Source organism: Variovorax sp. GW821-FHT09D07 (genome assembly GCF_059416345.1).
On the sequence record NZ_JBWKOY010000001.1, the window covers coordinates 197,369 to 216,153 of the forward strand.

The 18,785-nt window shown below is 68.7% G+C and carries 18 protein-coding genes; 8 read left to right on the forward strand and 10 right to left on the reverse strand.

Features of this window, described 5'->3' with window-relative positions; translation table 11 throughout:
- Nucleotides 1-11 precede the first annotated feature (11 nt).
- Both AC07OX_RS00885 and AC07OX_RS00890 read right to left on the reverse strand, forming a co-directional pair.
- Complete coding sequence (locus tag AC07OX_RS00885; RefSeq protein ID WP_056580768.1) at nt 12-356, reverse strand: hypothetical protein; 345 nt, start codon at nt 354-356, stop codon at nt 12-14.
- 53 nt (nt 357-409) lie between these two features.
- Entirely contained in the window at nt 410-1,042 is a 633-nt protein-coding gene (locus AC07OX_RS00890; protein WP_062471262.1) for a LuxR C-terminal-related transcriptional regulator, read from the reverse strand.
- A 198-nt stretch (nt 1,043-1,240) separates the two neighbouring features.
- Here AC07OX_RS00890 and AC07OX_RS00895 point away from each other — a divergent pair, with 198 nt between their 5' ends.
- The 3 genes from AC07OX_RS00895 (at nt 1,241) to AC07OX_RS00905 (ending at nt 3,692) form a co-directional block, all read left to right on the forward strand.
- Entirely contained in the window at nt 1,241-1,483 is a 243-nt protein-coding gene (locus tag AC07OX_RS00895; RefSeq protein ID WP_062471259.1) for a helix-turn-helix domain-containing protein, read from the forward strand.
- Between the two features lie 123 nt (nt 1,484-1,606).
- A complete protein-coding gene (gene pgm, locus AC07OX_RS00900; RefSeq protein WP_495262489.1) occupies nt 1,607-3,262 on the forward strand; it encodes a phosphoglucomutase (alpha-D-glucose-1,6-bisphosphate-dependent) in 1,656 nt (551 codons plus the stop codon).
- Nucleotides 3,263-3,278: 16 nt separating this feature from the next.
- On the forward strand, nt 3,279-3,692 hold the full coding sequence (locus AC07OX_RS00905) for a PPC domain-containing DNA-binding protein (RefSeq protein WP_495262490.1): 414 nt from the start codon (nt 3,279-3,281) through the stop codon (nt 3,690-3,692).
- Here AC07OX_RS00905 and AC07OX_RS00910 read toward each other — a convergent pair.
- The 3 genes from AC07OX_RS00910 to AC07OX_RS00920 are packed head-to-tail and all read right to left on the reverse strand — an operon-like array spanning nt 3,647 to nt 6,743.
- The gene (locus tag AC07OX_RS00910) at nt 3,647-4,705 is read right to left on the reverse strand and encodes an amino acid ABC transporter permease (protein ID WP_495262491.1); all 1,059 of its coding nucleotides are present in this window, start codon (nt 4,703-4,705) and stop codon (nt 3,647-3,649) included. The two genes, AC07OX_RS00905 and AC07OX_RS00910, sit on opposite strands and share 46 nt — an antisense overlap.
- A complete protein-coding gene (locus AC07OX_RS00915; RefSeq protein ID WP_495262492.1) occupies nt 4,702-5,703 on the reverse strand; it encodes an amino acid ABC transporter permease in 1,002 nt (333 codons plus the stop codon). Before AC07OX_RS00915 ends, AC07OX_RS00910 begins: the two co-directional genes overlap by 4 nt.
- A complete protein-coding gene (locus AC07OX_RS00920) occupies nt 5,700-6,743 on the reverse strand; it encodes an amino acid ABC transporter substrate-binding protein (RefSeq protein WP_159278318.1) in 1,044 nt (347 codons plus the stop codon). Before AC07OX_RS00920 ends, AC07OX_RS00915 begins: the two co-directional genes overlap by 4 nt.
- Nucleotides 6,744-6,922: 179 nt before the next feature.
- On the opposite strand from AC07OX_RS00920, the gene AC07OX_RS00925 reads away from it, so the two are divergent.
- Entirely contained in the window at nt 6,923-7,312 is a 390-nt protein-coding gene (locus AC07OX_RS00925) for a DoxX family protein (RefSeq protein WP_062471245.1), read from the forward strand.
- Between the two features lie 20 nt (nt 7,313-7,332).
- Here the strand turns inward: AC07OX_RS00925 and def are convergent, their stop codons facing one another.
- The 5 genes from def to smc form a co-directional block, all read right to left on the reverse strand.
- Entirely contained in the window at nt 7,333-7,872 is a 540-nt protein-coding gene (gene def / locus AC07OX_RS00930; RefSeq protein ID WP_495262493.1) for a peptide deformylase, read from the reverse strand.
- 32 nt (nt 7,873-7,904) lie between these two features.
- A complete protein-coding gene (locus AC07OX_RS00935; RefSeq protein WP_495262494.1) occupies nt 7,905-8,348 on the reverse strand; it encodes a hypothetical protein in 444 nt (147 codons plus the stop codon).
- A gap of 119 nt (nt 8,349-8,467) precedes the next feature.
- Nucleotides 8,468-10,564, reverse strand: a complete 2,097-nt coding sequence (gene ligA, locus AC07OX_RS00940; RefSeq protein ID WP_495262495.1) for an NAD-dependent DNA ligase LigA — start codon at nt 10,562-10,564, stop codon at nt 8,468-8,470.
- A gap of 26 nt (nt 10,565-10,590) precedes the next feature.
- The gene (locus AC07OX_RS00945; protein ID WP_062471237.1) at nt 10,591-11,697 is read right to left on the reverse strand and encodes a cell division protein ZipA C-terminal FtsZ-binding domain-containing protein; all 1,107 of its coding nucleotides are present in this window, start codon (nt 11,695-11,697) and stop codon (nt 10,591-10,593) included.
- 13 nt (nt 11,698-11,710) lie between these two features.
- Nucleotides 11,711-15,226 (reverse strand): chromosome segregation protein SMC, encoded by a 3,516-nt coding sequence (gene smc, locus AC07OX_RS00950; protein WP_070060697.1) that lies wholly within the window; start codon nt 15,224-15,226, stop codon nt 11,711-11,713.
- Nucleotides 15,227-15,339: 113 nt separating this feature from the next.
- Between smc and AC07OX_RS00955 the strand changes: the two genes are divergently transcribed.
- The 4 genes from AC07OX_RS00955 to AC07OX_RS00970 all read left to right on the forward strand — a co-directional run bounded on the left by AC07OX_RS00955 (nt 15,340) and on the right by AC07OX_RS00970 (nt 18,553).
- Nucleotides 15,340-16,110 carry a hypothetical protein gene (locus AC07OX_RS00955; RefSeq protein ID WP_369628924.1) on the forward strand — a complete coding sequence of 257 codons (771 nt, stop codon included), beginning with the start codon at nt 15,340-15,342 and terminating at the stop codon, nt 16,108-16,110.
- Nucleotides 16,111-16,165: 55 nt separating this feature from the next.
- Nucleotides 16,166-16,486: a helix-turn-helix domain-containing protein gene (locus AC07OX_RS00960; protein WP_062471231.1), complete on the forward strand. Its 321-nt coding sequence runs from the start codon at nt 16,166-16,168 to the stop codon at nt 16,484-16,486.
- Entirely contained in the window at nt 16,483-17,781 is a 1,299-nt protein-coding gene (locus tag AC07OX_RS00965) for a type II toxin-antitoxin system HipA family toxin (protein WP_495262496.1), read from the forward strand. The genes AC07OX_RS00960 and AC07OX_RS00965 overlap by 4 nt, the downstream gene beginning before the upstream one ends.
- Before the next feature lie 79 nt (nt 17,782-17,860).
- A complete protein-coding gene (locus AC07OX_RS00970) occupies nt 17,861-18,553 on the forward strand; it encodes a P-loop NTPase family protein (RefSeq protein WP_095948584.1) in 693 nt (230 codons plus the stop codon).
- The last annotated feature ends 232 nt before the right edge of the window (nt 18,554-18,785 follow it).

Below are 18,785 nucleotides of genomic sequence, written 5' to 3' on the forward strand. Positions count from 1 at the left end.
GCGGTTGCGGCTCAGCCGCAGTACGCGCCGAGGATGCGACCCGTGGGATCGACCTGTGCATTCAGGCGCGTCGCGTCCTGCGCCGGGTCGGCCGGCGCCGTGGCCGGCACGGTGCGGGCGGTTTTCGCGCCGGCGCGCTGGCGCATCTCTTCCAGCAACGGGCGCGTCGCCTGCATGCCCAACGCAAAGCGCACTTCCGGGGCCTGGCAACTTTCGGGCGGCGGCGCGAAGCTCGGCGGCGCCGGCACTTCGGAGGTGAGCGGCCGGTCCTTGGGCGGGGCCTCGCAGCCCGCGAGCACCGCAGCCAGGGCCGCAGCCGTCAGAAGAAACCCGTGCCGGCCAAACGTCATGCGCATCTTGTCTTGCTCCTTGAAACCAGCCTGAAGCTTAGCCGCCCGCGGTGGCCCGCTCATGACCCCTTGCGCTGCAGCGGGGACAACAGCCCCAGGCGGATGCCCGTGATCACGGCCTCGGTGCGATTGTGCACACCCAGTGCCTGGAACAAGGTGCCGATGTACTCCTTCACCGTGTGTTCGGACAGGCCGAGCTCGCGCGCGATCGACTTGGTCGGCAGCCCGCGCGCCAGGCCGTGCAGCGTGTCGGTCTGGCGCGGGCTTAGCGTCGGCCTGGCGGTGCTCTTCGACCCCAGGTGCAGGATTTCCTGCGGCAGGTAGACCTCCCCCGCCAGCACGGTCTCGAAGGCGCGCTTCAGGAAGTCGGCCGGCATGCTCTTGGGCACGAAGCTCATGGCACCCGCCTCCAGGCAGCCTCGGATGATGTCGACATCGGTCGAGGCCGACACCACCACGGCCGCGATGTCGGGCGCCGCCGCCTTCAGGCGCACCAGTGCATCCAGGCCGTACTCGCCGCGCAGTTCGAGATCGAGCAGGCAGATCGCCAGGTCGGGATGGCGCAGCGCCAGGGCGCAGGCCTCGTCGACCGTGGCGGCTTCGAAGATTTCGGCGCTGCGCTCCATGCTCTCCAGCAGCATGCGCAGGCCCGCGCGAAACAACGCGTGGTCGTCCAGCGTCATCACTTTCATGGCACACCCCCTTCGGCCTTTCTGGCCGATATGCACCCTCATTCTGACGCTGGCGCCCACGGGTGCAGCCGCCGCGCGTCGGAACTAGATCACCCTCCATGCAAAAAACTACCAGCCCCTGCGAAGGAGGGGTTGGGTCCGTTGCGCGTTTCGAGGAAATTCAGTGCCGACCGCTGTTGTCGCCAAAGGGGGCCGACCATGAACGCCAGTTTTCAAGACCGCCTGATCTCGCTTGTCGCGGGGTCGCAGCCCCAATGGAAATCCGAGCTCGCCCGACAGTGCGGCGTCAGCGCCCCCACCGTGATCCGCTGGCTCACCGACCGCCACAGCTGCGCAGGCACCCTGCACCTGCACGCGATCGCTGCGTACTTCGAGGTGCCGGCCCGGTGGCTGGCCACGGGCGACGGCCCGGAGCGGGTCCGCACGCGGCGCTCACATTGAAAGGGTTGTAAGCGGGCCTCTGTAAACGGGCGCGCAGGCGGCGGGCCGGTCCCGCCCATGGCGTATGCTGAAAGGCCGCGCACGGCACCACCGGCGCGCTCCCTTTCATCACCCGCTTTCGACATGAGCACCTCTTCCCATCCCCTCGCGGGCCAGCCGGCCCCGTCTGATCTGCTGGTGGACGTGCCGCGCCTCGTCTCGGCCTACTACACCGGTCGCCCCGATCCGGCCGTGCCCAGCCAGCGCGTGGCCTTCGGCACCTCGGGCCATCGCGGCTCCTCGTTCGACGACGCGTTCAACGAATGGCATGTGCTCGCGATCAGCCAGGCCATCTGCGATTACCGCAAGCAGCAAGGCATCGACGGCCCGCTGTTCCTGGGCATCGACACGCACGCGCTGTCCACGCCCGCCTTCGCCAGCGCGGTCGAGGTGCTGGCGGCCAACGGCGTCGAACTGATGCTGTCGAAGGACGACGAATACACGCCCACGCCGGCCGTATCGCACGCCATCCTGGTCTACAACCGCGGACGCACGAGCGGCCTGGCCGACGGCATCGTGATCACGCCCTCGCACAACCCGCCCGAAAGCGGCGGCTTCAAGTACAACCCGCCCAACGGCGGCCCCGCGGGCACCGACATCACCTCCGCGGTCGAAGCGGCAGCCAACCGGATGCTGGCGAACAAGCTCGACGGTGTGAAGCGCACGCCGCTGGCGCAGGCGCTGAAGGCGTCCACCACGCACCGCCACGACTACCTGAACACCTACGTCGAAGACCTGGCCCAGGTGCTCGACATGGACGCGATCCGCGGCGGCACCATCGACCTGGGCGTCGATCCGCTGGGCGGTGCCGGCGTGCACTACTGGCCGGCCATCGCCGCGCGCTACAAGCTCCAGCGCCTGAATGTGCTGAGCCAGGCGGTCGACCCGACCTTCCGCTTCATGTCGCTCGACTGGGACGGCCGCATCCGCATGGACCCGTCGTCGCCCGACGCGATGCACGGGTTGGTCGCGCTGAAAGACCGCTTCGGCATCGCCTTCGCCTGTGACACCGACCACGACCGCCACGGCGTGGTCACGCGCAGCGCGGGCCTGATGCAGCCGAACAACTACCTCGCGGTGATGGTCGACTACCTCTTCACGCACCGCCCGCACTGGCCGGCGCAGGCGGCCGTTGGCAAGACCGTGGTCAGCAGCCGCATGATCGACCGCGTGGCGGCGCAACTGGGCCGCCCGCTGTACGAGGTGCCCGTGGGCTTCAAGTGGTTCGTCGACGGCCTGGTGGACGGCTCGCTGGGCTTCGGCGGCGAGGAAAGCGCGGGCGCCACCTTCCTGCGCCACGACGGCAGCGCCTGGACCACCGACAAGGACGGCATCGTGCCCGCCCTGCTCTCGGCCGAAATCGCCGCACGCACGGGCCGCGACCCCGGCGAGCGCTTCACCGAGCTGACGCAGGCGCTGGGGCGCCCCGTGTCCGACCGCGTGGACGCGCCCGCCACGCCCGAGCAGAAAAAACGCCTGTCGGCCCTGTCGCCGCAGCAGATCACCTCGACCACGCTGGCGGGCGAGAAGATCGAGAACGTGCTGAGCCACGCCCCGGGCAACGGCGCGGCCATCGGCGGCGTGAAGGTCGTCACCGAGAACGGCTGGTTCGCCGCACGGCCTTCGGGCACGGAGAACATCTACAAGATCTACGGCGAGAGCTTCCTTGGTGACGACCACCTCGCACGCATCCTCGGCGAGGCGCAGCAGGTGGTCGACAAGGCGCTGTCGGCGAGTTGACGCGAGGCGCACGCGCATGGACACGCTCGTGCTGCGGCTGCAACCGGGCGACGACCTGCGCGCGGCGCTCGACGCCGTGCTGAAGCAACCCGGCATCGGCGACGCGGCCTTCGTGGTCTCGGGCATCGGCAGCCTGCGCGGCGCGAGCATCCGTTTCGCGGGCGCCGAGACGGCGACGCGGATCGAAGGCGATCTTGAAATCCTCACGCTCGCCGGCACGCTGTCGCCCGACGGCTCGCACCTGCACCTCAGCGTGTCGGACGGCGCCGGCCGGGTGTCGGGCGGCCATGCCGCGCCGGGTTGCGTGGTGCGCACCACGGCGGAGATCCTCGTCGCGGTGCTGCCCGAATGGCGCTTCTCGCGCGAGCCCGATGCGCAGACCGGCTACGCCGAGCTGGTGCCCAGGCGCCGCTCCAGCCAGACGCTGTAGCGCGACAGCCCGAAGCACAGCAGCCAGTAGACGGCCGCCACGAACAGGTAGCCCTCGAGGTAGAACGGCCGCCAGACCGGGTCGCCGCCCAGCGCCAGCCCGAGCGCGCCGGTCAGCTCGAACAGCCCGACCACGGTGACCAGCGAGGTGTCCTTCAGCGTGCCGACCACGCTGTTGGTCAGCGCGGGCACCACGAGGCGCAGCGCCTGCGGCAGCACGATGTCGCGCTGCACCGGCCAGCGGCCGAAGCCGAGCGCCATCGCCACCTCGGTCTGCCCGCGTGGCACGGCCTGCAGGCCGCCGCGAATGATCTCCGCAAGATAAGCAGCGACGAACAGCGTGAGGCCCATGAGCACGCGCACCAGCACGTCGGGCTGCCAGCCCGCGGGCCACAGGAGCGGCAGCAGGAACGAGGCCATGAACAGCACCGAGATCAGCGGCACGCCGCGCACCAGCTCGATGTAGCTCGCGCTCAGCGTGCGCACCACGGGCCATTGGGAGCGCCGCCCCATCGCGAGCAGCAGCGCCAGCGGAAAGGCCAGCGCCAGCCCGACCACCGCGAGCCCGATGGTGAGCGGCAGGCCGCCCCAGCGACTGGTCGGCACGGTGCTGAGCCCGGCCACGCCGCCGTGCATCAGTCCGACGAACAGCAGCAACACCACGAGCCACAGCGGCGCCAACCACCAGCGCCAGCTGCGCGGCCACGCGCTGAGCACGGTTACCGCGGACAGCACGACGACGGCGACGGCTGGGCGCCACTGCTCTTCATACGGAAAGCGACCGAACAGCATCGGCCGCCACTTCTCGGCCACCACGCCCCAGCAGGCGCCGTGCTGCACCGCGCGGCAGGCCTCGGCGTCGGGGCGGAACACGGCGTGCACCACGCCCCATTCGAACGCGTGGAAGCCGGCCCAGGCCAGCAGGCCCAGCAGCAGCACCGTGGCCAGTGCGCGCAGCGGCGACCCCCACAGCTCGCTGCGCCACGCGATGGGGCCTTGCGCGACGTTTCTCATCGCCAGCCTCGCAGCGCGACGCGCGCGTTGTAGCGGTTCATGCCGAAGGAGATCACGAGCGACAGCAGCAGGTACACCGCCATGATGATCGCGATGCACTCGAAGGCCCGTCCGTTGGAGCCGATGGTCGTGTTGGCCACCGACACCAACTCGGGATAGCCCACGGCCACAGCAAGCGACGAGTTCTTGGTGAGGCTCAGCAGCTGGTTGGTGAGCGAGGGCACGATCACGCGCAGCGCCTGCGGCAGGATCACGATGCGCAGCTGCTGCACCGACGACAGGCCCAGCGCCTGCCCCGCCAGCACCTGCCCCTGCGACACCGAGAGGATGCCCGCGCGCACGATCTCGGCGACGAAGGCCGCCGAGTACAGCGACAGCCCGGCGGCGATGGTCACGTACTCCGGGCTCAGCGCGGCGCCACCGCTCACGCCGAAGTCACCGCGCTCGGGCCATTCGAAATGCGTGGGCCACCCGCCGCCCTCGCCCGCCACCGGCCAGGGCACGCTGAGCCCGCCCTTGCTGAGCCACACGCCCGGCAGCAGGTGCACGGGCTCGGTCGGATCGGGCAGCAGGTTGGCCATCGCGAACGCCAGCATCAGCAGCTGCACCAGCAGCGGCACGTTGCGCAGCAGCTCCACGTACGCGGTGCAGATGCCGCGCAGCAGCACGTGTGGCGCGAGCCGGCCGATGCCGATCAGCGTGCCGAGCACCACCGCGAAGACGGCCGCCGGCACGGCCGCGCGCACGGTGTTGATCAGGCCCGCGAGGAACGCGCGCCATGACGGTTGGCTGGCATCGAAGTCGAGCCAGCCCTCGCTGATCGAGAAGCCCGCGGGCTCGGTGAGAAAGTCGAAACCCGAACGCACGCCGCGTGCGCGCAGCACCTCGAGCGCATGGTTCACCACCCAGAAGGCGCCGGCCACGACGGCCAGCACCAGGAGGGCCTGCACGAGCCAGGCCAGCCAGGCGCCGCGGCGCGAGGCGCCCTCCTGCCTCATCGCACCGGTGGTGCGTAGATCAGGCCGCCTTTGCTCCATAGATTGTTGGAGCCGCGCGGCAGCTTGAGCACCGACTTCGGTCCGACGTTGCGCTCGAACATCTCGCCGTAGTTGCCCACCGCCTTGATGGCGCGGTACGACCAGTCCTTGTCGAGGCCCAGCAGCTTGCCGAGGTCTTCACCGGCGCCGAGCAGGCGCTGCTGGGCCGGGTCCTTGCTGCCGGCCTTGAGCTGGTCGGCATTGGCCTGCGTGACGCCGAACTCCTCGGCCTCGATGAGCGCGTTGGGCACCCACTTGGCAATGGCGAACCACTCGTCGTCGCCGCGGCGCACCAGCGGCGCGAGCGGCTCCTTGGAGATCAGCTCGGGCAGGATGAGGTAGTCGTCGGGGTTGGGCGCTTCCTTGTTGCGCAGGCCGGCCAGCGCCGAGGCGTCGGTGGTGAAGGCCTGGCAGCGGCCCGAGAAGAAGGCCTTGAACGAGGCTTCGAAGCTCTCGAACACGACGGTCTTCACCGGGATGTTCTGCGCGCGGAAGTAGTCCGACACGTTCTTCTCGTTGGTGGTGCCCGACTGCGTGCAGATGGTGGCGTTCTTGAGCTGCTTGGCGCTCGTCACCTTGAGCTTCTTGGGCACCAGGAAGCCCTGGCCGTCGTAGTAGGTGATGGTGGTGAAGTTGAAGCCCAGCGACGCGTCGCGCGTGAGCGTCCAGGTGGTGTTGCGCGCGAGGATGTCGATCTCGCCGGCCTGCAGCGCCGAGAAGCGCTGCTGCGAATTCAGCGGCACGAAGTCGACCTTCTTGGGATCGCCCAGCACGGCCGCGGCGATGGCGCGGCAGGTGTCGACGTCCAGGCCCGACCAGTTGCCCTGCGTGTCGGGGGCCGAGAAACCGGCCACGCCGTTGGTCACGCCGCACTTGACGCTGCCGCGCTGCTTGACCGCGTCGAGCGTCTTGCCGGCGAAGGCCGGGGCCGCGGCGGCCAGCGCGAGAACGGAAGCGGCGGCGAGCAGTGCCGGGCGGAATCGGGTGCTTGTCTTCTTCATCATCATTGGTGTGTGCTCCTCAACAGTAGGCAAAAGGCAGTGTACGGGGCGATGCAGGCCGACGACAAAGAACCCTGCGTTGGATACATATGTCGATCCGCTCGCGGGCGATCGGTTGGCGGCGCGGCGAGTTTCACTACCATACGGCCCTTTCATCACTCCCGAACAGGAATCACACCATGGTCAAGTCCGACGACACCGGCAAGCTCATCCTGCGCGTTGCGCTGGGCATCCTCATCCTGCTGCATGGCATTGCCAAGGTCGGCAAGGGCGTCGACGGCATCGGCGGCATGCTCGCGTCGCACGGCGTGCCAGCGGTGCTGGCCTACCTGGTCTACGTGGGCGAGATCCTGGCGCCGGTGCTGCTGATCGTCGGCCTGTTCACGCGGCCCGCCGCGCTGGTCGTGGCCATCAACATGGTGGTGGCAATCTGGCTGGCGCACCGCAAGGACCTCGGCGCGCTGAACGGGCAAGGCGGCTGGGCACTGGAACTGCAAGGCATGTTCCTGTTCGCGGCGATCTCGCTCGCGCTCACAGGCGGCGGCCGCTTCGGGCTCAACAACAAGTAAGCGAAGAGGCGACTGGCGAATCAGTCGTCGTCGGCCGCATCGAGGCCCGGGAACAGGACCTCGGTGTAGCCGAAGCGCGAGAAATCGCGCACCCGCATCGGGTACAGCTTGCCGAACAGGTGATCGACCTCGTGCTGCACCACGCGCGCATGGAAACCGTCGGCGGTGCGATCGATCGGGTCGCCGTACAGGTCGAAGCCCGCGTAGCGGATGTGGGCGAAGCGCGGCACCACGCCGCGCAGGCCAGGCACCGACAGACAGCCTTCCCAGCCCTCTTCCTCTTCATCGCCCAGCGGCGTGATGACGGGGTTGAGCAGCACGGTGCGTGGCACCGGCGGCGCGTCGGGGTAGCGTGGATTGACGGTGTCGGTGCCGAAGATCACCAACTGCAGGTCGACGCCGATCTGCGGCGCCGCAAGGCCGGCGCCATTGACCGCCTGCATGGTCTCGAACATGTCGCGCACCAGCAGGTGCAGTTCGTCGGTGTCGAAAGCGGCGACCGGCTGCGCGGTGCGCAGCAGCCGGGGGTCGCCCATCTTGAGGATTTCGCGGAAGGCCATCGCGCGATTATCGCGAGAGCCTCATGCCAAGATCACGGGATACCCCCGGGGTTGTTCTTCGAGTCCGGCGAGGTCCACAGCCGCGCAGGGCCGCGGGGCATCTGCTGCGGCTGCGAGGGTGTGATGCCGGGCACGCCACCCGCGCCGGGCCGCACCGGCGGCACCACGGCAACGGGCGGGCGGCCACCGCCCCAACCCGGGCGGGTCGTCGGGTACGAGGGTCGCACGCCGGGGTACGGGTAAGCCGGCCGACGGCCGTCGTAATAAGGACGGCGGTCGTAGTACGGACGCCGCTCGTAGTAGCCGCCACCCTGGATGTAGACCGGCGCCGGCACCACCACGGGACCCGGGTCGGAGTAGTACGGTTCGGAATAGCCGCCGGAGTAGTACGGATCGCCAGGAACGGCCACGCAGCCGCTCAGCAGCGCGATGCCGCCGAGTGCGAGGCTGGTAGCGAGAACACGAATTTTTTGCATGAGGGACTCCTTGTCGGCCTTCTGTAGTCGTTCAACGCCCGCTTGTAGACCCTGTTGACTGCGCTGGTGTGAAGTCGCGTAACGGCCGGTAAAGGCCTGGATCCCGGGCGCCGGGCGACTCAGGCGTCGGGTGCCGGCGGAACACCGCTGGCGAGGATCTCCAGCATACGCGCCTCGTCAATCACCGTGACGCCGAGGTCGCGCGCCTTGTCCAGCTTGCTGCCGGCCTCTTCCCCGGCCACGAGGTAGTGGGTCTTCTTGCTGACGGAGCCGGCCACCTTGGCGCCGGCTGCCTCCAATTTATCCTTCGCTTCGTCGCGGCCCAGCGTAGGAAGGGTGCCGGTGATCACGAAGGTCAGTCCCGCCAAAGGCTTGGGCGCGCGGGCCTCGGGCTCGAACTCTTCCCAGGTCAGGCCACAGGCGCGCAGCTGCTCGACCACCTCGCGGTTGTGCGGCTGGTCGAAGAAGGTGCGCAGGCTCTGCGCCACCACCGGGCCGACGTCGTTGACCTCGAGCAGCTGTTCCTCGGTCGCGTCCATGATGGCGTCGAGCTTGCCGAAATGCTTGGCGAGGTCTTTCGCCGTGCTCTCGCCGACGTGGCGGATGCCCAGGCCGAACAAAAAGCGCGGCAGCGTGGTCTTCTTCGACGCCTCGAGCGCATCGACGAGGTTCTGGGCCGACTTCTCGGCCATGCGGTCCAGGCCCGCCAGCGTGACGAAACCGAGCTTGTAGAGGTCGGGCAAGGTGCGGATCAGGTTGGCATCGACCAGCTGCTCGACCAGCTTGTCGCCCAGCCCGTCGACATCGACCGCGCGCCGCGCCGCGAAATGCAGGATGGCCTCCTTGCGCTGGGCCGCGCAGAACAGGCCGCCGGTGCAGCGGTAGTCGACCTCGCCCTCCTCCCGCACCGCCTCGGAATCGCAGACGGGGCACTTGTGGGGCATGGTGAAGACCGCGCCGCGCTGGTCATCGGGCTTGGCCAGGCTGTCGGGCGCCACGCCCACCACTTCGGGAATCACGTCGCCGGCGCGCCGCACGATCACCGTGTCGCCCACGCGCACGTCCTTGCGGCGGGCTTCGTCCTCGTTGTGCAGCGTGGCGTTGGTCACGGTCACGCCACCCACGAACACCGGCGCCAGCTTGGCCACCGGCGTGAGCTTGCCGGTTCGGCCCACCTGGATCTCGATGCCGACCACCTCGGTCAGCTGCTCCTGCGCCGGGTACTTGTGGGCCACGGCCCAGCGCGGTTCGCGCGAAACAAAACCCAGCTGGCGCTGCAGCTCCAGGCTGTCGACCTTGTAGACCACGCCGTCGATGTCGTACGGCAGCGCATCCCGCTGGCGGCCGATGGTTTCGTGGAACGCTATCAGTTCAATAGCACCGGTCGCCCGCGCGGTCTGCGTGGCTACCGGAAAGCCCCAGGCGTGGAACTGCTGCAGCCAGTCGAACTGGGTCGCGATGTCGGGGCCGCCGTCGCTCGCGGGCGAAACCTCGCCCAGGCCGTAGGCAAAGAAGCTCAGCGGGCGTTCTGCCGCGATCGCCGGGTCGTGCTGGCGCACCGCGCCGGCCGCCGCGTTGCGCGGGTTGACGAACACCTTCTCGTTCTTCTGCCCGGCGGCGATCTTCTGGCGCTGGCGTTCGTTGAGGGCATCGAAATCGGCGCGCTTCATGTAGACCTCGCCGCGCACCTCGACCACGGGTGGCGCCGCGCCCTTGAGCTTGAGTGGAATCTCGCGCACGGTGCGGATGTTCTGCGTGACGTCCTCGCCCACCTCGCCGTCGCCGCGCGTGGCGGCCTGCACCAGCACGCCGTGTTCGTAGCGCAGGCTCATGGCCAGCCCGTCGAACTTGAGTTCGCAGACGTAGCTGATCTGCGGCGCGTCTTCGGCCAGGCCCAGCTCGCGGCGCACGCGTGCGTCGAAGGCGCTGGCGCCGGCGGGCGTGATGTCGGTCTCGGTGCGGATCGACAGCATCGGCACCCGGTGGCGCACCTTGGCCAGGCTGTCGAGCACCGTGCCGCCCACGCGCTGCGTCGGCGAATCGGGCGTGCGCAGCTCGGGAAACTCGGTCTCCAGCACCTGCAGGCGCTGGAACATCTTGTCGTACTCGGCGTCGGGCAGCTCGGGGGCGTCGAGCACGTAGTACAGATGGGCGTGGCGATGCAGCTGCTCGCTCAGTGCGGCGGCTTCGCGTGCCGCTTCGTCGCGCGTTGTCATGGGGGGTCCCTCGGGAAAAAGACGGATCAGCTGAAGAGGCGTCGCGCCAGCGGCGAACCCGCGGCGAGATCGCGTGCGTCGAGCGTGTCGTACAGCTGCTCGAGGTCGGTGCCGATCACGTCCATGGTTTCGTCGCGCAGCAACTGGCCGTCGCTGTCGGTCACCACGCCGTCCATCTCGCGGGCGAGCGTGGCAGCAGCTTCACGCATGCGACGGAACGGCTCTTCGCCGCGATCGACCTGCGGCACATCGAGGCTCAGGCTGAGCTCGCGGATGGCCGATTGCGCCGGATCGTCGGCCAGCGCCGCCTGGGTGTCGAACGAGAGCCCGAGGATCGGCGGCAGGCCGGCCTCGCTGGTCGGCAGCACCATGCGGCCCGGAATGATCCCGGCCACGAAGCCCAGCCGCGCGGCGTTCTGCTGCACGTAGCCCGGGCTCCAGGCGGCGTGCAGCGCGCGCAGCACGAAGCCCAGCTGTGCGTCGTGCGCGCTGGCGAACTGGTCGAGCTCGCGGGCGCGCGCCACTTCGTCGAGCATCTCGGGAAACTCGGGCGCGCCGTTCACGGCATCGGCAAAAGCCTGCGCCTTGACCACGAATTCGGAGTACTCGATCTCGTTGAGCGCCCCGGTGCGGTTGGCCAGCTGCACGCCGACCTGGAACGCGCGGTAGCGCTGTCCGGGCGCCGGCGGCTCCCATTGGCTGGTGAGGTCGTTCAGGCCTTCGATGGCCACCGGCTTGCTGCCGGCGCGGCGCGTCGACGGCATGGACGCGAGCGCGGCATCGCCCGAGGCCAGGCCTTCGAGCGAAATGGGCGCGATGACATCGATCAGCGGATCGAGCCCGCCGCGGCGCTCGCCGGTGGGCACGGGCACGCCGCTGGGCGCGGGCAGGTCGGGGTCGAACAGCGGCTCGTGGCGGTCGCTGCCGGCCACCTGGCTCGGGTCGGCATGGAGCATCGGCTCCACGCCGCCGTCGCTGCCGCCGGCCAACGCGCGCTCGGCTTCGGCCAGGGCGACATCGACCGCATCGGGCTGGCGCGGCGCATTGCGGCGCGACATCAGGGTGTTGTAGGCCACGACGGCCGCGAGAACGAGGCCGCCGAGGATCGCCAGGGCGAGGGTGAGATTGCTCATGCGCGCGCCTGCCTTATGCCGCTTCGACCATCGAGACCGCCGACTCCATGTCGACCGCAACGATGCGCGACACGCCCTGCTCCTGCATGGTCACGCCGATCAGCTGTTCGGCCATTTCCATGGCGATCTTGTTGTGGCTGATGAAAAGGAACTGGGTTTCACGGCTCATGGCGGAGACGAGTTTGGCATAGCGTTCGGTGTTGGCGTCGTCCAGCGGCGCGTCCACTTCGTCCAGCAGACAGAAAGGCGCCGGGTTCAGCTGGAAGATGGCGAACACGAGCGCAATGGCCGTGAGCGCCTTCTCACCGCCCGAGAGCAGGTGGATGGTCTGGTTCTTCTTGCCGGGCGGCTGGGCCATGACCTGCACGCCGGAATCGAGGATTTCGTCGCCCGTCATCATCAGCTTGGCGTTGCCGCCGCCGAACAGCTCCGGGAACATGCGGCTGAAGTGCTCGTTGACGATCTTGAAGGTGCCGCCGAGCAGGTCGCGCGTTTCGGCGTCGATCTTGCGGATGGCGTCTTCGAGCGTGCCGATGGCTTCGTTCAGGTCGGCCGACTGGGCGTCGAGGAAGATCTTGCGCTCGCTCGCAATCGCGAGTTCGTCGAGCGCGGCCAGGTTGACGGCGCCGAGCGCGACCACCTCGCGGTTCAGGCGGTCGATTTCGCTTTGCAGGCCGGTCAGGCGCACCTTCTCGGTCTCGATCGATTGCGCCACCGCTTCGAGGTCGGCACCGGCGTCGTCCAGCAGCTGCTGGTACTGCTCGACGCCCAGGCGCGCGGCCTGCTCCTTGAGCTGGAACTCGGTGATGCGCTGGCGCAGCGGATCGAGTTCACGCTCCAGCTGCAGCCGGCGCTCGTCGCTGGCGCGCAGCTTGAGCGTGAGGTCGTCGTACTGGCTGCGGGCCGCGCCCAACGCGGTCTCGCGCTCCAGCTTGAGCGATAGCGCGTCCTGCAGGCCGGCTTGCGCGGCGGCATCCGACAGGCGGCTGAGTTCGGCACGGGCGCGCTCGTCTTCGTCGGTCAGCGCCACGGTCTGCTGCGAAGCGGTTTCGATGCTGCGGTTCAGTTCGCCGCGGCGCGCTTCGAGGGTGCGCTGCGAGAAGGTGGCTTCCTGCGCCTGCCGTTCGAGGCTGCGGTGCTGTTCGCGGCTGGCCGTGAGCGCGCGGCCGGCTTCGATCACACGCTCGTCGAGTTGTGCATGCCGCTCCTGGCTGTCGGCGAGCTGCATATCAAGCTCTTCGAAACGACCTTCGGCGGCGATGCGCTTTTCCTGCAGTTCTTCGAGCTGGGCATCGACCTCGCCGAGGTCGGCGGCCAGCTGCTGGCTGCGCGCGCGGGTCTGTTCGGCGAGCTGCGTCATGCGCAGCGTCTCGACCTGCAGTTCATGGGCGCGCGACTGCGTTTCGGCGGCTTCGCGGCGGGCCGTGACGAGGCGCTGTGCGGCATCGCCGTAGGCCGCTTCGGCGCGGACCAGCGCGGTGCGCGCCTCTTCGTTGATGAGCGTCTGGGCCTTGAGCTGGCGCTCGAGGTTTTCCATTTCCTGCTGGCGGGCCAGGAGGCCGGCCTGCTCGGAATCGGGCGCGTAGAAGTTCACGCTGTGCGACGACACGGCATGGCCGCTGCGCACGTAGATCACCTCGCCGGGCTGCAGCGTGGCGCGCTGGGCCAGCGCCTCTTCGAAAGTCTCGGCCGTGAAGCAGCCGTGCAGCCAGTCGTTCAGCAACGCCTGCTGGCCGGCGTCGTTCAGGCGCAGCAGGCTCGACAGCTTGGGCAGCGCACCCGCGCCCTGCGGCACGCCAGCGGCGGGCGGGCTGTAGAAGGCCAGCTTGGCGGGCGGTGCGTCGTTGCCGAAGGCACGCACCATGTCGAGCCGGCTGACCTCGAGCGCGCCCAGGCGTTCGCGCAGTGCGGATTCGAGCGCGTTCTCCCAGCCCTGTTCGATGTGGATGCGGCTCCACAGGCCCTGCAGGCCGTCGAGCCCGTGCTTGGCGAGCCAGGGGGCGAGCTTGCCGTCGGTCTTTACCTTCTCTTGCAGCGCACGCAGCGCTTCGAGGCGGGCCGAGAACTCGGCGTGGCGGGCGCCCTCGGTGTTGACGGCCTGCTGCTTGGCGCGGCGGTCTTCGTCGAGCTGGGGCACGGCCTCCTGCAGTTCCTGCAGGCGGGCATCGGATTCGCTCGCGGTTTCTTGCGCCGCGGCCAGCTGCTCCTGCATTTCGGTCAGCCGGTCTTCGTCGGGTGCGGCGAGTGCGTTCTGATCGGCGCGCAGACGTTCGCTGCGCAGCGTGAGCTGACGGCTCTGGTCTTCGATGTTGCGCTGGTCGGCGGCCAGCACCTGGATCTGCTGCTGCACCTGCGACACCGTCGCGCGCTGGGTGTTGGCCTCGTTCTGCGCACGCTGCACGGCCTCTTCGAGGTCGGGCAGGCGCGCGTCGTGCTCTTCGAGCTGCGCGGCCAGCAGGATGGCCTGCTCTTCGGCATCGACGCCGGCACCGGCCAGCGTCTCGATCTCGGCTTCGGCTTCTTCGCGGCGACGGCCCCATTGGCCCATCTGTTCGCGCAACTGCACGAGGCGCTGCTCGACGCGCTGGCGGCCTTCGACCACGAAGCGGATCTCGCCTTCGAGCCGGCCGACTTCCGCGCTGGCTTCGTACAGCTTGCCCTGCGCCTGGTTCACCAGGTCGCCGGCGCCGTAGTGGGCCTGGCGCACGGTTTCGAGTTCGGACTCGATGCGGCGCAGGTCGGCGGTGCGCGATTCGAGGTCGTTGATGGCCTTTTCCGAATCGGCCTTGATCTTGGCCTGGTCGGCATCGCTTTCGCCGCGCTTGAGGAACCACAGCTGGTGCTGCTTCTTCGTGGCGTCGCCCTGCAGCGCGTTGTAGCGCGCCGCCACTTCGGCCTGCTTCTCGAGCTTCTCGAGGTTGGCGTTGAGTTCACGCAGGATGTCTTCGACGCGCGTGAGGTTCTCGCGCGTGTCGCCCAGGCGGTTCTCGGTTTCGCGGCGGCGCTCCTTGTACTTGGAGACACCCGCGGCCTCTTCGAGGAACAGGCGCAGTTCTTCGGGCTTGGATTCGATGATCCGGCTGATCGTGCCCTGGCCGATGATGGCGTAGGCGCGGGGCCCGAGGCCCGTGCCCAGGAACACGTCCTGCACGTCGCGGCGACGCACCGGCTGGTTGTTGATGTAGTAGCTGCTGGTGCCGTCGCGCGTGAGCACGCGGCGCACGGCGATTTCCGTGAACTGGTTCCACTGGCCGCCGGCGCGGTGGTCGGCGTTGTCGAACACGAGTTCGACGCTCGAGCGGCTGGCCTGCTTGCGGGTGGTCGTGCCGTTGAAGATCACGTCCTGCATCGACTCGCCGCGCAGTTCCGACGCACGCGACTCGCCGAGCACCCAGCGCACGGCGTCCATGATGTTCGACTTGCCGCAGCCGTTCGGCCCCACCACCCCGACCAGTTGGCCCGGCAGCAGGAAGTTGGTGGGTTCGGCGAACGACTTGAAGCCCGAGAGCTTGATGGAGTTAAGACGCACGACTTGTCGCCCTGCCTTGGCGTAGCGCCAAGGTATTGATTTGTAAGGAAAATTGCACGGGCCCGCAGCTTGAAGCGGGCCGCCGCCCCAGCCGTGGATGATAACGTCAGGGCATGAGCGATTCCCTGGCTTCTCCCCTCGCGGCGCGACGCACCTGCCTGCTGGCAGGCACCGCGGCCGCCCTGCTCGCGCCGCTGGCGCTGACGGGCTGTTCCTCCTTCCGTTCCACCGAGCGCGCCGAGCCCTACGGCAACCAGGAATGGCTGCAATCGGCCACCAACCGCATCGCCAACCTGTCGCTGCGCGACAACCTGCAATCGGTGCGCCGCGTGCAGACCACGCTGTACCGGCGCAACCCGCGCGAATGGCGCAAGTCGGCCGCCAGCATGGAAGAAGCCACGCAGCGCACCTGGGACGCGGTCCTGCAGGGCACGCCGCTGCCCGAATTGCGCGGCGCCACCGGCATCGACGCCATCCGCCTGGCCTTCGAGACCGGCCCGCAGGCCTACCAGGGCGACCGCGTGGCGGCGCTGGTCGTCGGGTGGGCCTCGATGCTCAAGCAGGCCAACGGCAACACCTGGGACCAGACCATGATCGACGGGGTCGACGCCGAGAACAGCTACCGCACGGCGCGCAACTTCGAGATTTCGCTCTGGCTCATTTCTTCCAAGACCGGCCCCGACGGCCAGCCACTGCTGCTGGCCACCGAGATCAGCGAGCGCGGGCGCAACCTCGTGGCCGACCGCGAGCTGTCGAAGGTGGTGGCACGGCTCGACCTGCTGGCCGCGCAGGCCGACGAGAAGTACCGCCGGGCGGCCCTCGACTTCGGCCAGAACTGGGTGATGGGCGTGGTCATGCCGCTCTTCACTCTGATACCCAAGTAGGTTCTTCGCATCGGAAATATGTTTCCGAAATAGGCATTTGCGGTATTATCTTTCCGTGGACAAGCAGGAACTCATCACCGCCCTCACGGCGCGTCGCGGGGCCGCCGGCCTCACGAACGCCGAGATCGCCTTGCGTTCGGGGCTCACCGAGCGCTCGGTGCGCAATGCCCTGAGCCTGAAGGGCAATCCGCAGCTGTCGTCGCTGCTCGCGCTGGTCGATGCGCTGGGGCTCGAACTGCAGCTCGCGCCCAAGGGCTTCGGTGAAGGCACGGCCGTCGATCCCGGCTACCGGCCGGTCGCCACGCGCGTCGGTCGGGCGCTGGCCGAAGCGCCCGCCGCGCCGCCCTACGTGCGGGGCCGCCGCTCTCAGCCATGAACGTCAAGATCCTCGAGATTTCGCTCGGCGTGCACCGCCTCGGCAAGCTGTTCCAGTACGCCGATCTGTGCCGTTTCGTGGCGGAGCCCGAGCTGATCGCCAACCCGCCGCCCGGCGTGCTTTCGCTGTCGATGGTCGCGAGCGACCCGGCGACCCAGGCCGCGTTGTGGAGCGACGTGAAGAACCCGCTGTTCAACGCCCAAGGCGGCCAGTTGCCCGGCTTCTTCCAGAACCTGCTGCCCGAGGGTGTGCTGCGCAGCCACATCGCGCAGCTGCGCGGGTGCCGCGAGAACGATCACTTCGAATTGCTGGCGGCCTGCGGCGGCGACCTGCCCGGCGCCGTGGCCGCGCGCCCCGTGTCGGTGGACCGTGGCACGCTGCAGCGGCTCATCACGCAGGACCAGGACGCACTCGAGATGTCGGTGGTCGAGTTGCCGATGCCGCAGGGCATCTCGGTCTCGGGCGTGCAGCCCAAGTTGGGCCTGCGCCGCCAGGGCGGACGCTACGTGGCGCGCGTGCGCGCCGGCGCCAGCACGCGCGTGATCGCCAAGCTGCCGGTGGCCGGCCGGCCGCACATGCCGCAACTCGAGATGCTCTCGCTGCAGATGGCCGGCGTGGCGGGCGTCGAGGTGTGCCACGCCGAACTCGCACCGCTGTCGGCCATTGCGGCGGAGCACAGCTATGCGCTGCCGGACGAGCCCGAGTTCCTGGCCGTCACGCGCTTCGACCGCGATGGCGCGCGCCGCATCCACTTCGAAGATTTCGCGCAGGTGCTCGCGGTTGACCCGATGCATAAGTACAGCGGAAGCTACCTCGACATGGCGCTCGCGATGCGCGCCTTTCCGTCGCTGGGCGAAGACGCTGTGCTCGAACTGGTGCGCCGGCTCGTGGTCAACGACCTGCTGGGCAACCCGGATGCGCACCTGAAGAACTTCGGCGTGCTGTATCCCGATGGCATTGCGCCTCGCCTGGCGCCGGCCTACGACATCGTGGCCTATGCGGCATTGCAGGGTGTCGAAGGCCATGCGCTGCCGCTGCTGCCGGCCCCGGTTAGCGCCACCGCTGCGCGTCGTACCGCGATGTTCGCGCCGGCCAATGTGCGCGCGTTCTGTTTCTCGGCTGGCTTGCACGAGCCGCGCATGCGGCGCGTGGTGGCCGACACGGCCCGCCTTGCGCGCGACCAGTGGCCCGCGATGATCGACGCGTCGGCACTGCCGGCCCCGTGGAAGAAACGGCTGCAGCAGCGCCTGCAGGCACATCCCTTGCTGCAGGGCATGAGCAAGCGGGGTCGCTAGCCACAGCGGTGCGACAGGCGACCCCTAGAATGAATCCGCCCTCCTCCACCCCTCAACCCATTCGAGGCAGCAACCACTCATGAGCTCCATCAACTTCATCGGCGGCGAAAAAGGCGGTGTCGGCAAATCGGTCACGGCCCGCGTGCTGGCCCAGTACTTCATCGATCGCAGCCGACCTTTCACCGGCTTCGACACTGACCGTTCGCACAGCTCCTTCACGCGCTTCTACGAGGGCTTTGCCTCGCCCGTGGTGGTCGACAGCTTCGAAGGCCTGGACACGGTGGTGAACGGCTTCGAGACCAACCCGAAGCAGAGCGTGATCGTCGACCTCGCGGCGCAGACGCTGGCGCCGCTGTCACGCTGGATCAAGGAATCGGACCTGTTCGATGTGTTCGAGGAGATCGACGTCACGGTCAACTTCTGGCACGTGCTGGACGACGGCAAGGACTCCACCGACCTGCTCGGCACGCTGATCGACACCTTCGGCAACCGGCCCAACTACATCGTGGTGCAGAACTACGGGCGCGGCAGCGACTTCGGGATGCTGCTGGCGTCGCAGTCGCTGTCGAAGGCCAATGCGAATGGGGCACGCGTGATTGCCTTGCCTCGCCTGCACGAAGCCAGCATGCGCAAGATTGATGCGCAGAACACCAGTTTCTGGAAGGCCGTGAACGACCGCGAAGGGGCGCATGCGCTGGGTTTGCTGGAGCGGCAGCGTGTGAAGTCTTGGCTGGCTACGGCTTACGCTGCGTTCGATACGCTGCCTCTTTAGACCTTTGGAGGGCGCCCGACAGGCGGCACGGCGCGGTCGGCCCCACTGCGCCGGCCGCTTCGCGGCTTCCCTGCGGTGCTCGCGTTTCGCGGGGTCTCGCAGAACTCGCTTCGCTCAAACAGCTGCGAGCCCTGATCCGCGAAACGCTGCGCTCCTCGGCGGCACAGAGGGGCCGCCCACACCGCACCGCCTGCCGGGCTTCGGGGTGAAACGGATGCACTGTCCTTCGCAA

Coding starts and splice junctions, on each gene's coding strand:
- AC07OX_RS00885 (WP_056580768.1), bottom strand. CDS start 356: ATGCGCATGACGTTTGGCCGGCACGGGTTTCTTCTGACGGCTGCGGCC.
- AC07OX_RS00890 (WP_062471262.1), bottom strand. CDS start 1,042: ATGAAAGTGATGACGCTGGACGACCACGCGTTGTTTCGCGCGGGCCTG.
- AC07OX_RS00895 (WP_062471259.1), top strand. CDS start 1,241: ATGAACGCCAGTTTTCAAGACCGCCTGATCTCGCTTGTCGCGGGGTCG.
- pgm (WP_495262489.1), top strand. CDS start 1,607: ATGAGCACCTCTTCCCATCCCCTCGCGGGCCAGCCGGCCCCGTCTGAT.
- AC07OX_RS00905 (WP_495262490.1), top strand. CDS start 3,279: ATGGACACGCTCGTGCTGCGGCTGCAACCGGGCGACGACCTGCGCGCG.
- AC07OX_RS00910 (WP_495262491.1), bottom strand. CDS start 4,705: ATGAGAAACGTCGCGCAAGGCCCCATCGCGTGGCGCAGCGAGCTGTGG.
- AC07OX_RS00915 (WP_495262492.1), bottom strand. CDS start 5,703: ATGAGGCAGGAGGGCGCCTCGCGCCGCGGCGCCTGGCTGGCCTGGCTC.
- AC07OX_RS00920 (WP_159278318.1), bottom strand. CDS start 6,743: ATGAAGAAGACAAGCACCCGATTCCGCCCGGCACTGCTCGCCGCCGCT.
- AC07OX_RS00925 (WP_062471245.1), top strand. CDS start 6,923: ATGGTCAAGTCCGACGACACCGGCAAGCTCATCCTGCGCGTTGCGCTG.
- def (WP_495262493.1), bottom strand. CDS start 7,872: ATGGCCTTCCGCGAAATCCTCAAGATGGGCGACCCCCGGCTGCTGCGC.
- AC07OX_RS00935 (WP_495262494.1), bottom strand. CDS start 8,348: ATGCAAAAAATTCGTGTTCTCGCTACCAGCCTCGCACTCGGCGGCATC.
- ligA (WP_495262495.1), bottom strand. CDS start 10,564: ATGACAACGCGCGACGAAGCGGCACGCGAAGCCGCCGCACTGAGCGAG.
- AC07OX_RS00945 (WP_062471237.1), bottom strand. CDS start 11,697: ATGAGCAATCTCACCCTCGCCCTGGCGATCCTCGGCGGCCTCGTTCTC.
- AC07OX_RS00955 (WP_369628924.1), top strand. CDS start 15,340: ATGAGCGATTCCCTGGCTTCTCCCCTCGCGGCGCGACGCACCTGCCTG.
- AC07OX_RS00965 (WP_495262496.1), top strand. CDS start 16,483: ATGAACGTCAAGATCCTCGAGATTTCGCTCGGCGTGCACCGCCTCGGC.
- AC07OX_RS00970 (WP_095948584.1), top strand. CDS start 17,861: ATGAGCTCCATCAACTTCATCGGCGGCGAAAAAGGCGGTGTCGGCAAA.